The 14,428-nt window shown below is 62.2% G+C and carries 11 protein-coding genes; 2 read left to right on the forward strand and 9 right to left on the reverse strand.

The features are described 5' to 3' along the window. Positions 1-10 precede the first annotated feature (10 nt). From aroB to B0E42_RS16580, 7 genes are all read right to left on the reverse strand, one after another. Positions 11-1,111 carry a 3-dehydroquinate synthase gene (gene aroB, locus B0E42_RS16550; protein ID WP_024616287.1) on the reverse strand — a complete coding sequence of 367 codons (1,101 nt, stop codon included), beginning with the start codon at positions 1,109-1,111 and terminating at the stop codon, positions 11-13. A gap of 148 nt (positions 1,112-1,259) precedes the next feature. Further along, on the reverse strand, positions 1,260-1,778 hold the full coding sequence (aroK, locus tag B0E42_RS16555) for a shikimate kinase AroK (protein ID WP_024616288.1): 519 nt from the start codon (positions 1,776-1,778) through the stop codon (positions 1,260-1,262). Between the two features lie 4 nt (positions 1,779-1,782). After that, a complete protein-coding gene (gene pilQ / locus B0E42_RS16560) occupies positions 1,783-3,855 on the reverse strand; it encodes a type IV pilus secretin PilQ (protein WP_077506868.1) in 2,073 nt (690 codons plus the stop codon). A gap of 13 nt (positions 3,856-3,868) precedes the next feature. After that, positions 3,869-4,396, reverse strand: coding sequence for a pilus assembly protein PilP (locus B0E42_RS16565; RefSeq protein WP_024616290.1), 528 nt, complete (start codon positions 4,394-4,396; stop codon positions 3,869-3,871). After that, on the reverse strand, positions 4,393-5,016 hold the full coding sequence (pilO, locus tag B0E42_RS16570; protein ID WP_077506869.1) for a type 4a pilus biogenesis protein PilO: 624 nt from the start codon (positions 5,014-5,016) through the stop codon (positions 4,393-4,395). The genes B0E42_RS16565 and pilO overlap by 4 nt, the downstream gene beginning before the upstream one ends. Beyond that, positions 5,013-5,579, reverse strand: coding sequence for a PilN domain-containing protein (locus B0E42_RS16575; protein ID WP_053177815.1), 567 nt, complete (start codon positions 5,577-5,579; stop codon positions 5,013-5,015). The genes pilO and B0E42_RS16575 overlap by 4 nt, the downstream gene beginning before the upstream one ends. After that, positions 5,579-6,643: a pilus assembly protein PilM gene (locus B0E42_RS16580; protein WP_053177813.1), complete on the reverse strand. Its 1,065-nt coding sequence runs from the start codon at positions 6,641-6,643 to the stop codon at positions 5,579-5,581. The genes B0E42_RS16575 and B0E42_RS16580 overlap by 1 nt, the downstream gene beginning before the upstream one ends. A gap of 208 nt (positions 6,644-6,851) precedes the next feature. On the opposite strand from B0E42_RS16580, the gene B0E42_RS16585 reads away from it, so the two are divergent. Beyond that, positions 6,852-9,296, forward strand: coding sequence for a penicillin-binding protein 1A (locus B0E42_RS16585; protein WP_371915897.1), 2,445 nt, complete (start codon positions 6,852-6,854; stop codon positions 9,294-9,296). Between the two features lie 634 nt (positions 9,297-9,930). Here B0E42_RS16585 and B0E42_RS16590 read toward each other — a convergent pair. Both B0E42_RS16590 and rpmE read right to left on the reverse strand, forming a co-directional pair. Beyond that, a complete protein-coding gene (locus B0E42_RS16590; protein ID WP_077506870.1) occupies positions 9,931-11,199 on the reverse strand; it encodes a malic enzyme-like NAD(P)-binding protein in 1,269 nt (422 codons plus the stop codon). A gap of 322 nt (positions 11,200-11,521) precedes the next feature. Next, positions 11,522-11,746 carry a 50S ribosomal protein L31 gene (gene rpmE / locus B0E42_RS16595; RefSeq protein ID WP_014336159.1) on the reverse strand — a complete coding sequence of 75 codons (225 nt, stop codon included), beginning with the start codon at positions 11,744-11,746 and terminating at the stop codon, positions 11,522-11,524. Between the two features lie 291 nt (positions 11,747-12,037). Between rpmE and B0E42_RS16600 the strand changes: the two genes are divergently transcribed. Further along, a complete protein-coding gene (locus B0E42_RS16600; RefSeq protein ID WP_053177810.1) occupies positions 12,038-14,257 on the forward strand; it encodes a primosomal protein N' in 2,220 nt (739 codons plus the stop codon). Positions 14,258-14,428: the final 171 nt, after the last annotated feature.

Genomic DNA, 14,428 nt, shown 5'->3' on the forward strand with positions numbered 1-14,428 from the left:
CGGAATCTTATTAACCTTTAAGCTGAGCCAGGGCGCGGTAGTCCGCTCCCAGCGTGGCCTGTAGAACTTCTTTCGGATAATCGTCGGTCACCACCGCTTCGCCCATGTGGCGCAGCAGCACCAGGCGCAGACGACCGTCGATCACTTTTTTGTCGATTGCCATGTGTTCAAGAAAATCCGCCTCGCTCATTTCCTCGGGCGGAACCACCGGCAGCCCGGCGCGCTGGAACAGACGAATACCGCGATCACGCTCCTGTTCGCTGATCCAGCCCAGGCGCGTAGACATCTCCAGGGCCATGACCGTACCGGCCGCAACCGCTTCACCGTGCAGCCAGACACCATAGCCCATGTGGGTTTCGATGGCATGGCCAAAGGTGTGACCCAGGTTGAGGGTGGCGCGCACCCCCGACTCACGCTCATCGGCACCGACCACGGCAGCCTTGGCGGCGCAGGAGCGCTCGATGGCGTAGGTCAGGGCCGCTTGATCCAGCGCACGCAGGCGGTCGACGTTCTCCTCGAGCCAGCCCAGGAATGGCTCGTCGCAGATCAGCCCGTACTTGATGACTTCCGCCAGCCCCGCAGACAGTTCGCGGGCCGGCAAGGTATTGAGGGTGGCGGTATCGATCAGCACCACGTTGGGCTGATAGAAAGCACCGACCATGTTCTTGCCCAGCGGATGGTTGATCCCGGTCTTGCCGCCCACCGACGAGTCGACCTGCGACAGCAGCGTGGTGGGGATCTGGATGAAATCGACGCCACGCTGATAGCAGGCGGCTGCAAAGCCGGCCATGTCGCCGATCACACCGCCACCCAAGGCGACCACCGTGGTGCGACGATCGTGGCGCGCAGTCAGCAGGCCGTCGAAAATAAGTTGCAGGGTTTCCCAGTTCTTGAAGGCTTCGCCGTCGGGCAATACCACGGAAATGACCGAGAAGGCCGACAGGCTGCGGGTCAGACGTTCCAGATACAGGGGTGCGACGGTTTCATTGGAAATGATCGCCACTTGCCGCCCGGCGATATGCGGCGCCAGCAGTTCGGGCTGGTCCAGCAAGCCTTCGCCAATATGAATCGGGTAGCTGCGCTCGCCCAGGTCGACCTTAAGTGTCTGCATGTGTCCCCACAGTGAAGATGGAATCAGGCGTCCTGCCTGCAATTAACGAAAGTCCACGGTGCTTGTTCTGACGCCAGTTAATGGCCATCCGCCACGCCCCAGGCGGGCCATGACGGGACGCCGAGGATAGCGCATTTCGCCAAGCGCATTAACGGGGAGGCAGTTGCTGAAGGCGATCGAGAATGTCCAGCACCACCATTCGCGGCGGCCGCTCGTCGGTTTCCACCACCAGGTCGGCGATCTCCCGATACAGCGGATCACGCAGCGCCAGGAGGTCCCGCAGGGTCTTGGCCGGGTCGGCGGTGCGCAACAGCGGGCGGTTGCGATCCCGGGCGGTGCGACCGACCTGCTGCTCGACAGAAGCATGCAGATAGACCACTCGTCCGCCGGCATGCAGCGCCCGACGATTGGCTTCGCGCATCACCGCGCCGCCACCGGTGGCAAGCACCACGCCATCGAACGCGCACAGCTCGGCGATCATCGCCTGCTCACGGTCACGAAAGCCCGGTTCGCCTTCCTTGTCGAAAATCCATGGGATATTGGCGCCCGTGCGCAATTCAATTTCCTTGTCGGAATCTTTGAACGGCAGGCGCAGCTCTTTGGCCAGCAAACGGCCGATGGTGCTTTTTCCAGCGCCCATCGGCCCAACAAGAATCAAATTTCGCACAGAATCAACGACTCACAGCAATCGCCTGGTTATTCATGATACGCGGAGTGAGGAACACCAGCAGCTCGGATTTGCTATCCGAAACCACATCACGCCGGAAAAGGCGGCCAAGATACGGCACATCGCCAAGAAATGGCACCTTATCTACAACCTTGCTCTGAGTATTTGAGAAAACCCCACCAATCACAATGGTCTCGCCATCATTGACCAGGACCTTGGCATTGACCTCGTTTTTCTTGATCGGCGGCACATCATTCACCTTGTTCAGGTAGTCCGGCTCATCCTTGGTGACCTTGACCTCCATGATGATCCGGTTGTCTGGAGTGATCTGCGGGGTCACCTCCAGCGACAGCGAAGCCTCCTTGAACGACACCGACGTAGCACCGCTGGAGCTGGCTTCCTGATAAGGAATTTCCGTACCCTTGAGGATCTTTGCCGTCTCCTTGTCGGACGTCACCACCTTGGGCTGGGAGACGATTTCCCCGTTGCCGGTTTTCTCCATGGCCGTCAACTCAAGGTCCAGCAATACGTTGTCGGTAATGAAGGCTATGCCGATGCCCGAGGTATTGCCCGTGGCGCCCAGGTCGACGAACGGCTGGTTGGTGCTGGTGCTGCCCGGCGTGCCGATGGTGGTGGAGTCGCCCGTGGTGACCCCCGAGGAACTCCAGTTGCCTTTGTTTTGAATCGAACCGCCCCAGCGTACGCCCAGGCTTTTGTCGTAGTCGACGTTAGCCTCGACAATCCGCGCCTCGATCATCACCTGGCGCACCGGAATATCCAGCTGCGCCACGATCCGGCGCAGTTCGTCGAGGCGGTCCTGGGTCTGGTAGGCAATGATGTTGTTGGTTCGCTCATCGACCGTGATCGTGCCGCGCTCATCGGCTTTTGCCTCGGCACTGGTCACCGACTGGAAGAGCTTGGCGATGTCCGCCGCCTTCGCATAGTTGACCTGCAACAGCTCACGCCGCAGCGGCGCCAGGTCGGCAATCTGCTTCTGCGACTCCAACTCCTGGCGCTCACGGGCGGCAATTTCATCGGCCGGAGCCACCAACAGCACGTTGCCAACCTTGCGCTTGTCCAATCCCTTGGTCTTGAGCACCAGGTCGAGCGCCTGGTCCCAAGGCACATTCTGCAGCCGCAGGGTGATACCACCCTGCACCGTATCGCTGGCCACAAGGTTCAGGTTGGTAAAATCGGCAATCAGTTGCAGGACCGAACGCACCTCGATGTCCTGGAAGTTGAGCGAGAGCTTCTCGCCACTGTAGGCCGCGCGGTCGGCGTTGCGTTTCTGCAGGTCGTCGACGGTCATGGGCCGGACGCTGACGGTGAGCTTGTTGTCGGTCTGGTAGGTCGAGTAGTCGAAGGTGCCACTGGGTTCGATACTGATGGTCGCCCGGTCGCTGCCGGCGCTGGCATTGACGAATTGCACCGGGGTGGCGAAGTCCTTGACGTCCAGGCGCACCCGCAGCGGTTCTGGCAACTGGGTCCTGGCGAAATTGAGGATGATCTTGCCTTCGCGCTCCTGGATGTCCGGGGCGATGGACGGATCAGACAGATCGATCACCACGTTGCCTTCGCCCTGGGTCCCGCGCTGGAAGTCCACCCCACGGATCGCCTTGCCCACCGGCGCACTGGCCCTCGCAGGCGCAGCACTGGCAACCGCCGCGCGCGGGGCCTGGGCGGCAGCCTTCGGGGCAGCGCCCTTGCCAACCACCACGAACAGGTTGTTACCTTCGACCCGGGTGTCATACGGCGCCAGTTGGGTAAGGCCGATGATCAACCGGGTGCGATCCCCCGCCTCGACCACGGTGGCGCTGCGTGCATTGCCCCCGCCCAGGTCGCGGAGCTTGCTGGACAGTTGATTGGTCACGCCCGGCAGGTCCAGTGCAATCCGCGCCGGTTGTTCGGTGGTGTAGCCCCGGGGTGTCGGCGGCGGCCCGTCGAAGGTGAGCTTCAACTCGACACGGTCCCCCGGCAACGCCGCCACATCCAGCGTCTTCAGACTGGCCCCATGAACCATCGGCGACAACAGCGCTATCCATAGCGAAATACCGAGGGCTGAAAAAAACCTGTTCATTGTTCGAGTTCCACTATGAATGCTCTTTCAAAGGAATGGTCCGTGGTCGCTCCAGCCAGGCACCCTCGCCATCGGGAACGATTTCGACCACATCGACCTGGGTGGCACTGATGTTGACGATCCGCCCGTCGTTGCGCCCCAGATAGTCACCGACCTTGAGCCGATGCACCCCGCCCGCGCCCCGCAGGAGCGCGAAGGAGCCACTGACGTTGGAGATCGTACCGACCATTTCAAACTGCTCGATGTTGAAGCCTTCCAGGTACTGCTTGACTCGGTTGGGGTCGGGCCGGACGTTGCGCGAGCCCCGCTGACGCTCGGCCTGGTCCACGCGGACCTGCCGGGAAAACGGGCTGCGCAGGTTGGCGGCACTGTAGGTAAAGGTTTCGTAGGGCCTGAACGTCGGCGTCGGCTCGATCTTGCCGGGCGGCCGCAGGCGCACTTCATTCATGTAGGCGTCCAGGTCGCTGAAACCGTTGTCGTTCCCGCAGCCCGCCAGCGTGACCAGGCCTGCCAGCAGGCAGATGCGACACACCGGCCTCATGGTTGCGCCTCCTGCTCGTTGTACCGGTAGGTCTTGGCCTGGATGCTCATGCGCAGCTTCGCGCCGGCCTCGGGCTCCATCGGTGCGATCTCGAAATCGTGCAGCGTGACAATCCGGGGCAGCCCCGCCACCCCACTGACGAACGTCGCCAGGTCGTGGTAGCCACCGGTGACGGTGATCTGGATCGGCAACTCGATGTAGAACGGCTGGGTGACCTCCGGCAGCAGCTTGATTTCCTCGAACTCCAGGCCACTGCCCAGGCCGGTGCGAGTAATGTCCTCCAGCAGGCCCGGCACTTCGGTATCGCTGGGCAATTGCCGCAACAGCACACCAAAAGACGTTTCCATCTGCTTCATCTGCTCGGTGTAGCGCTCCAGGTTCGCGGCCATGTGGGCCTTGCCCGCGAATTGCGCCTTGAGGGTGTTTTCTTCCTCGCGCACCTGCTGCAACTGGCTCTCCAGGTCACTCAAGGCAAAGTTATAGCCCAGCCCCAGCACCAGGACCACCAGCAGGACCCCGGCCAGCCATTTGATCGGCGCCGGCCAGGAACCGATGTTGTTGGTGTCCAGGTCACTGAGATCGATCTTGCGCAGTGCATCGAACCACTCCCCTGGTTTCATTGGGCGTCCTCCGCATCGGCCGGGCGGGTCTGGCGAACCGTCAGCTGGAAGACGTTGGCCTGGTCGAGCTGTCCTGCGGTGGTGGCCTTGACCTCCGTCAGACTGGGCGTGTCGAACAGGTCCGACGAGTCCAGGTTGCGCATCAGGTCCGAGACTCGGTTGTTCGACTCCGCAGCCCCCTTGATCGAGAGCATCCGCTCTTCCATCTTCACTTCGGTGAAATACACCCCCTCCGGCAAGGTCCGCACCAACTGGTCGAAGATGCGCCCGCTGACCGGCCGGTTACCTTGCAAGTCCTGGATGATGCGCATGCGCTCCAGCAATTGCTGGCGCCGGGCTTTCAATTCGCTGATCTGCTTGATGCGCCCGTCCAGCACGGCGATCTGCTCGGAAAGATGGCTATTGCGAGCGACCTGTTGGTCGATGGCGCTGTCGATGTACCGGACCGCGACCAGGACCACGCCGACCGCGCCGACCAGCGCCCCCACCAAGGCCAGCAAAAAGCGTTTGCGCCGTTCTTCACGCAGCTCTTCGCGCCAGGGGAGCAGGTTGATCCGCGCCATCAGTCGAAACTCCTGAGGGCCAGCCCACAGGCAATCATCAGTGCCGGCGCATCACCAGCCAGGGCGCCGGCATTGACCTTGCTGCTCAGGGCCATGTTGGTAAACGGGTTGGCCACCTGGGTCGGCGTGCCCAGGCGCTGCTCGATCAACCGATCCAGGCCGGCGACCGAAGCCGTGCCCCCGGCCAGCAGAATGTGGTCCACCGCACTGTACTGGCCCGAGGCGAAGAAAAATTGCAGGGACCGCGACACCTGCTGTACCAGGGCCTCGCGAAAAGGTTGCAGCACTTCGCCGAGATAATCGTCGGGCAGGCCACCCTGCTTCTTTGCCAGACCGGCCTGTTCGGGTGTCAGGCCATAGCGGCGCTGAATTTCCTCGGTCAGCTGGCGGCCGCCGAACAATTGTTCGCGGGTATAGATGATGCGCCCGTTATGCAGCACGCTGAGGGTGGTCATGGTGGCGCCGATGTCGACAACCGCCACGGTCAGCCGCTCCTGGGAGGCAGCCAATTGCGTGGCGAGCAGGCCGAACGCACGCTCCAGCGCATAAGCCTCCACATCGACCACCCGGGCCGTCAGCCCGGCGAGCGCCAACGCGGCCTCGCGGACCTCGACGTTTTCCTTGCGGCACGCCGCCAACAGCACTTCGACGCGCTCGGCGCTGCGCGGCGAAACGCCCACCACCTCGAAATCAATGGCCACCTCATCCAGCGGATAGGGAATGTACTGATCGGCTTCGATCTTGAGCTGGTTCTCCATGTCGTCGTCGGACAGGCCGGCGTCCATCTCGATGATCTTGGTGATCACCGCCGAACCGGCCACGGCCACGGCCACGCTACGCAAGGGCGTCTTGGCTTTGGCCAACAGACGCGACAACGCCTGGCCCACCCCTTCGAGCTCGGCGATGTTCTTCTCGACCACGGCGTTGGCTGGCAACGGTTCGACCGCGTAGGACTCGACGCGGTAGCGTTCACCCTGGCGGCTCAACTCGAGCAGCTTCACCGACGTCGAACTGATGTCGATCCCCAGAAGCGCATGGGCTTTTTTATTGAAGAGTCGTAGCACTACCAATTCCCTATGACTATCCGTGAGTTACGGACTCTCGAATACGCATTGCGTTCAATCACGGCCGTCCGACGGAAGCCCGGATGGCATTCCCGATGAAAAAAAATGCTTATAATGCCCAGCGTTTTTTTTCGCTTTGTTGCAAGCACGGGTCCATCCCTGCACCTGGCGCCTTTTTCATTCTTTGCCTGGATATCCAAAAGCCTTGATTCGTCTGCTGAAATTTTTCGGATGGTCCATCGTCGCCGTTTTCTGCGGACTGCTCTTGGGCCTGAGCGGTGCTTTTCTTTACCTTAGTCCGGGATTGCCGTCCGTGGAGGCGCTGAGAAGTATTCAGTTGCAGATTCCTTTGCGGGTGTACAGCAGCGACAACAAGTTGATCGCCGAATTTGGCGAAATGCGCCGCACACCAATCCGTTTCGCCGACATTCCCCCCAATTTCATCAATGCGTTACTAAGTGCTGAAGACGATAACTTCGCCAATCACTATGGCGTCGATCCAGGCAGCCTGATGCGCGCCGCCAGCCAGTTGGTCAAGAGCGGGCACATCCAGTCCGGCGGCAGCACCATCACCATGCAGGTGGCCAAGAACTTCTTCCTGACCAGCGAGCGCAGCTTCTCGCGCAAGACCACCGAGATCCTCCTGGCCTTGCAGATCGAGCGGCAGCTAACCAAGGATGAAATCCTCGAGCTGTACGTGAACAAGATTTACCTGGGCAACCGCGCCTACGGCATCGAGGCGGCGGCGCAGGTGTATTACGGCAAGTCGATCCGCGATGTGAGCCTGGCGCAGATGGCGATGATCGCCGGCCTGCCCAAGGCACCGTCGCGCTTCAACCCGCTGGCCAACCCGGCGCGCAGCAAGGAGCGTCGCGACTGGATCCTGGGGCGCATGTACAAGCTCGGCAAGATCAGCGAGGCCGACTACACCACCGCGATCAATGAGCCGCTGAACGCCAGCTATCACGTACCGACCCCGGAAGTGAACGCCCCGTACATCGCCGAGATGGCCCGTGCCGAGATGGTCGGGCGCTATGGCAGCGATGCTTATACCGAAGGTTTTCGCGTGACCACCACGGTGCCGAGCAACTTGCAGGAAATGGCCAACACCGCGCTGCACGAAGGCCTGATGACCTACGACCAGCGCCACGGCTACCGCGGCCCTGAATCGCGCCTGCCGGGCAAGACCAAGGAAGCCTGGGCACTGGAGCTGACCAAGCAACGCACCATCAGCAGCCTGGAGCCGGCGATCGTCACGTCGGTGGACAAGGACGGCATCAAGGTGCTGACCCGCAACGCCGAACAGGAAGAACACGTGGCCTGGGACACCATGAAGTGGGCCCGCCCGTTCCTCAATACCAACAGCATGGGTGCCAACCCACGGCAGCCGTCGGACGTCGCCCAGGTCGGCGACCTGATCCGCGTCCAGCGCCAAGCGGACAACACCCTGAAGTTCAGCCAGATCCCGGCCGCCCAGGGCGCACTGGTGTCCCTCGACCCGCAGAACGGCGCCATTCGTTCGCTGGTGGGTGGCTTCGCCTTCGAGCAAAGCAATTACAACCGAGCGTTGCAGGCCAAGCGCCAGCCGGGCTCGAGCTTCAAGCCGTTCGTCTACAGCGCCGCCCTGGATAACGGCTACACCGCCGCCAGCCTGGTCAACGATGCGCCAATCGTGTTCGTCGACGAGTACCTGGACAAGGTCTGGCGCCCGAAGAACGACACCAATACGTTCCTCGGCCCGATTCGCCTGCGCGAAGCGCTGTACAAGTCCCGCAACCTGGTCTCGATCCGCCTGCTGCAAGCGCTGGGCGTGGACCGCACCATCGACTACATCAGCAAGTTCGGCTTCAACAAGCAGGACCTGCCGCGCAACCTGTCCCTGGCCCTGGGCACCGCGACCTTGACGCCGATGGAGATCGCCACGGGCTGGAGCGCGTTCGCCAACGGCGGGTACAAGATCACCCCGTACATCATCGACAAGATTGAAAGCCGCAACGGTGAAACGCTGTTCGTCGCCAACCCGCCACGCGTTCCCACGGGTGAGCAGGCCAGCGATGGCGTCGCCGCACCGTCCACCGAGACGTTCACGGTCAATGCGACACCGGGCGAAGCCACCACGCCCCCTGGCCTGCCCCAAGCGCCTGCCATCGCGGAACGCATTGTCGATGGCCGTACCACCTACATTCTCAACAGCATGCTGCAGGACGTGATCAAGCTCGGCACTGGCCGCCGCGCCCTGGCCCTGGGCCGCACCGACCTGGCGGGCAAGACCGGTACCACCAACGAATCCAAGGACGCCTGGTTCTCCGGCTACAACGCCGATTACATAACCACCGTCTGGACCGGTTTCGACCAGCCCGAAAGCCTGGGTCGCCGCGAGTTCGGCGGCACCGTGGCGCTGCCGATCTGGATGAACTACATGGGCGCCGCCCTCAAGGACAAGCCGCCGCACACCCAGCCGGAACCGGAAGGCATCCTCAGCCTGCGGGTCGACCCGGTCAGCGGCCGCGCCGCCACGCCAGGCACCCCGGGGGCGTACTTCGAACTGTTCAAGAGCGAAGACACCCCTCCCTCGGCCAATGAGCTGGGCAACGGTGTAGCGCCGGGCAGCCCGCTGCCGGCGGATGAAGCGGCGCCGATCGATCTGTTCTGACCGGCCCCCACAGGGATTTGCGGTGGACGCAATCAAAGTCCATCACCGATCAAATGTGGGAGCCGAGCTTGCTCGCGATGGCGGAAGGTCAGCTTGCATCGATGTTGAATGCCAGACTGCAATCGCGAGCAAGCTCGCTCCCACGGGGATTTGCGGTAGCCACAATCAAAGCCCACCACCGACCAAATGTGGGAGCCGAGCTTGCTCGCGATGGCGGCGGGTCAGCATGCATCGATGTTGAATGCCAGACTGCAATCGCGAGCAAGCTCGCTCCCACAGGGATTTGCGGTAGCCACAATCAAAGCCCACCACCGACCAAATGTGGGAGCCGAGCTTGCTCGCGATGGCGGCGGGTCAGCTTGCATCGATGTTGAATGCCAAACTGCAATCGCGAGCAAGCTCACTCCCACAGGGATTTGCGGTAGCCACAATCAAAGCCCACCACCGACCAAATGTGGGAGCCGAGCTTGCTCGCGATGGCGGAAGGTCAGCTTGCATCGATGTTGAATGCCAGACTGCAATCGCGAGCAAGCTCGGCTCCCACAGGGATTTGTGGTGGCCACACAAAACCGGCAGGCACAAAAAAGCCCCGACTCACAGGAGCCGGGGCTTTTTGTTGAAGCGCTACAACGGCTTAGCCGTTGAACACGTCATCCACGCTCTTGAGCGGGTAGTTCTTCGGATACGGCAGGGTGGCCACGCCAGTCTCGATGGCGGCCTTGGCCACGGCATCGGAGATCAAGGTGATCAGGCGGGCGTCCATTGGTTTCGGGATGATGTACTCACGACCGAATTCCAGCTTGATGCCGCCGTAGGCGTCGCACACTTCCTGAGGCACCGGCAGCTTGGCCAGTTCGCGCAGGGCGTTGGCGGCCGCGACTTTCATTTCTTCGTTGATGCGCTTGGCGCGAACGTCCAGGGCACCACGGAAGATGAACGGGAAGCCCAGTACGTTGTTGACCTGGTTCGGGTAGTCCGAACGGCCGGTGGCCATGATCACGTCGTTACGGGTCGCGTGAGCCAGTTCCGGGGCGATTTCCGGATCCGGGTTCGAGCACGCGAACACGATTGGGTTCGACGCCATGCGCAGCAGGTTTTCCGCGCTCAGCAGGTTCGGGCCCGACAGGCCGACGAACACGTCGGCACCGTCCAGCGCGTCCGCCAGGGAGCGCTTCTCGGTCGCGTGGGCGAACACAGCCTTGTACTGGTTCAGGTCGTCACGGCCGGAGTGGATCACACCGGTACGGTCGACCATGAAGATGTTTTCGATATTGGCGCCCATGCTCACCAGCAACTTCATGCAGGAGATGGCCGCAGCGCCAGCGCCGAGGCAGACGATCTTGGCTTCCGGCAGGGTCTTGCCGGCGATTTCCAGGGCGTTGATCATGCCGGCCGCGGTAACGATCGCGGTGCCGTGCTGGTCATCGTGGAATACCGGAATGTCGCACTGTTCGATCAGGGCGCGCTCGATCTCGAAGCACTCAGGTGCCTTGATGTCTTCCAGGTTGATGCCACCGAAGGTGATGGAGATGCGCTTGACGGTGTCGATGAAGGCTTGCGGGCTCTCGGAGTCGACTTCGATGTCGAATACGTCGATACCGGCGAAGCGCTTGAACAGCACGCCCTTGCCTTCCATGACCGGCTTGGAAGCCAATGGGCCGAGGTTACCCAGGCCGAGAATCGCGGTGCCATCGGAAATGACTGCAACCAGGTTGCCTTTACCGGTGTATCTGTAGGCCAGTTCAGGGTCGCGAGCGATTTCGCGGACTGGTTCGGCTACGCCGGGGCTGTAGGCCAGCGACAAGTCGCGAGCAGTAGCGGTGGCCTTGGTGAGCTCGACACTCAGCTTTCCTGGACGAGGATGAGCGTGATATTCGAGAGCGGCAGTTTTCAGATCAGACATGTGGGCATTCCGCTTTTTACTGTGTTGGACAGACGGACCGCCGAGGATACGCGCCTCGTAAAGTCCCCACAAGACTGACCAGTCACTACTGTCAAGCGCCCAGCCCTACGACTTTGGGCCAAGGGCCGCGAAACACAAGGCCTATATGCATACAATCAGACAGAGAAATGTCTACAATTTTTCGTCGAGACATCCCGCTCCGCCCATTGAACGCGACGAAACTCGACACCTCGACTTATCGCAGACACAAAAAAGGCGTCCACAAGGGACGCCTTCTTTATCAATCCGGAGCAGTCGAGACGACCCTCCAGAATGATCAGCCTCAGGCTTTTGGAGTAACCTTGCCGAAAGCACCGAAACGATCGGCGAACTTCTGAACACGGCCGCCGGTATCCAGAGTCTTTTGCTTACCGGTGTAGAACGGGTGGCATTCGTTGCAAACGTCGATCGCCAGGGCTTTGCCGTAGGTCGAACGCGTTTCGAACTTGTTGCCGCAGCTGCAGGTTACGGCAATTGCTGGGTATTCCGGATGGATATCGGTTTTCATGCTGTTTTCCTCAGGCTAGCGTGCCGCCATCCAACACTATTGTTGAATACCGCACGTAATTAGGCCGCGGATTCTACCAGACAACATCAATCACGCAAGCTATGACTTGTACCAACCGTCTGCTAGGCTCCCGGCCTCATGCGCAAGCTCTTTTGTGGGAGCGAGCCTGCTCGCGATGGCGGAGTGTCAACCTATCTCCATGTGGCTGATCTACCGCTATCGCGAGCAGGCTCGCTCCCACAGGGGTTGTTCCAGCTTTCTGAATTCATCCGTTTATCGAGACCCTCCCGCGTGCCCGACGCCATCCTGCGCCTCGCCTTGCCTTCGCCCCTGCGCCGCCTGTTCGACTACCGCGCCCCGGCCGGGGTCCTGCGCACCCAGTTGCAGCCGGGCATGCGTCTGCGGGTGCCGTTCGGCCGGCGGGAAATGATCGGCATCCTGGTGGAGGTCACCGACCACAGCGAGGTTCCGGTCGACAAGCTCAAACCAGCCCTGGCCCTGCTCGATGCCACACCGCCACTGCCCGCCGCGCTGTTCAAGTTGTGCCTGTGGACGTCCCAGTATTACCAGCACAGTCTCGGCGACACCCTGAGTTGGGCGCTGCCGGTGCTGCTGCGCCAGGGCGAACCGGCCGAGGCGCGCCAGGAGCGGTTCTGGTCGGTGGCACCTGGCGCCTCGCTGGACGACCCGCGCATCGCCCGTGCCCCGCGCCAGCGTGAGGCCTTGACGACCCTGGCCCAGCATCCCCACGGCGTGGCGCATCAATTGCTGAGCAAACTGATGCTCAGCAAGGACAGTCTCGATCTACTGCTGGCCAAGGACCTGGTGCAGGTGGAAGTGCGCAGGCACGCCCCCGGTGTCCGCCATGAACATTGGCTGGCCCAGCCGGAACTGCCGCTCAACGCCGAACAGCGGGCTGCTTGCGAAGCGATTCGCGCAGGTCTCGACAGCTATCACGCCTTTCTGCTGGCCGGCGTCACTGGCAGCGGCAAGACCGAGGTCTACCTGCAACTGATCCGCCAGACCCTGGAGGCCGGCAAGCAGGCCCTGGTGCTGATTCCGGAAATCAACCTCGGCCCACAAACCCTGGCGCGCTTCGAACAGCGCTTCAACGCCCGGATCGCCCTGGTGCACTCGGCGGTCAACGACCGCGAACGCCTGGAGGCCTGGCTCGCCGCCCGTGACGGCGAGGCCGACATCATCATCGGCACCCGTTCGGCCCTGTTCACACCGATGAAGAACCCTGGCCTGATCATCATCGACGAAGAACACGACGGCTCTTATAAACAGCAGGAAGGCCTGCGCTACCACGCCCGCGACCTGGCGCTGGTGCGCGCCCGCCAGGAAAACATTCCGATCGTCCTCGGCTCAGCCACGCCATCGCTGGAAAGCCTGCACAACGCCTACACCGGCCGCTACGGCCTGCTGCGCCTCAATGAGCGGGCCGGCGGCGCCAAGCAACCGCGCTTCCTGCGCCTGGACGTGAAAAGTCGCCCGCTGGACAGCGGCATTTCCGGGCCGATGCAGCAAGCCATCGGCCAGACCCTGGCTGCCGGGCAACAGGTCCTGGTGTTCCTCAATCGCCGCGGTTTTGCCCCGACCCTGCTGTGCCACGACTGCGGCTGGATGTCGGGCTGCGAACGTTGCGACGCACGGATGACCGTGCATCAACGCCATGGCGAGCTGCGTTGCCACCATTGCGGCCACGTCGAGCGCGTGCCAAGGCATTGCCCGCAGTGCGGCAAAGTGGACTTGCGCCCGGTCGGTGCCGGCACCGAGCGTGCCGAAGAACGGCTGGGCATCCTGTTCCCCGATTACCCGGTACTGCGGGTGGATCGCGACAGCACTTCGCGCAAGGACGCGATGAACCAGTTGTTCGCCACGATCCAGAAGGGCCAGCCGTGCATCCTGGTGGGCACGCAGATGCTCGCCAAGGGGCACCACTTCCCACGGGTCACGCTGGTGTCGATCCTCGACGCCGATGGCGGACTGTTTTCCGGTGATTTCCGCGCCAGCGAGCGCATGGCGCAGTTGATCGTCCAGGTCGCAGGCCGGGCCGGGCGGGCCGAGGAGCCGGGCAAAGTGATCATCCAGACCCACCTGGCCGATCATCCGCTATTGATCCAACTGACCGAACAAGGTTATTTCGCCTTCGCCGAACAGGCCTTGAGCGAACGCCGCAGCGCCGGCCTGCCGCCTTTTGCCCACCTGGCGCTGTTGCGGGCCGAAGCCCACAAGCCGGGGCAGGCCGAAGGCTTTCTCGATGAGGCCTGCAGCGAGGCAGAGCGCTTGCTGGCGGAGCAGAATCTCACCGGCATCGAACTCTTGGGCCCGGTGCCGGCGCCGATGGAACGGCGGGCCGGGCGCTATCGCGCGCAGCTTTTATTACAGGCCAATGCCCGGGCACCGCTGCATCGACTGCTGAGCGCCTGGCTGCTGGTGCTGGAACAGATGCCCAGCGGGCGGGCGGTGCGCTGGTCGCTGGATGTGGATCCGGTGGATTTGTATTGATTCAGACATCGTCATCGCGAGCAGGCTCGCTCCCACAGGGAATCGCATTCCAATGTGGGAGCGAGCCTGCTCGCGATGACGCTCGAATAGTCACCACACATCCCCAACCGACCCGCTACAGTTGGCAAGCCCGTCTTCGCCACGGATAATGCCCAGTTTTTCCACCAGCGC

This window comes from Pseudomonas sp. A25(2017), from assembly GCF_002001065.1.
Classification (GTDB): Bacteria; Pseudomonadota; Gammaproteobacteria; order Pseudomonadales; family Pseudomonadaceae; genus Aquipseudomonas; species Aquipseudomonas kilonensis.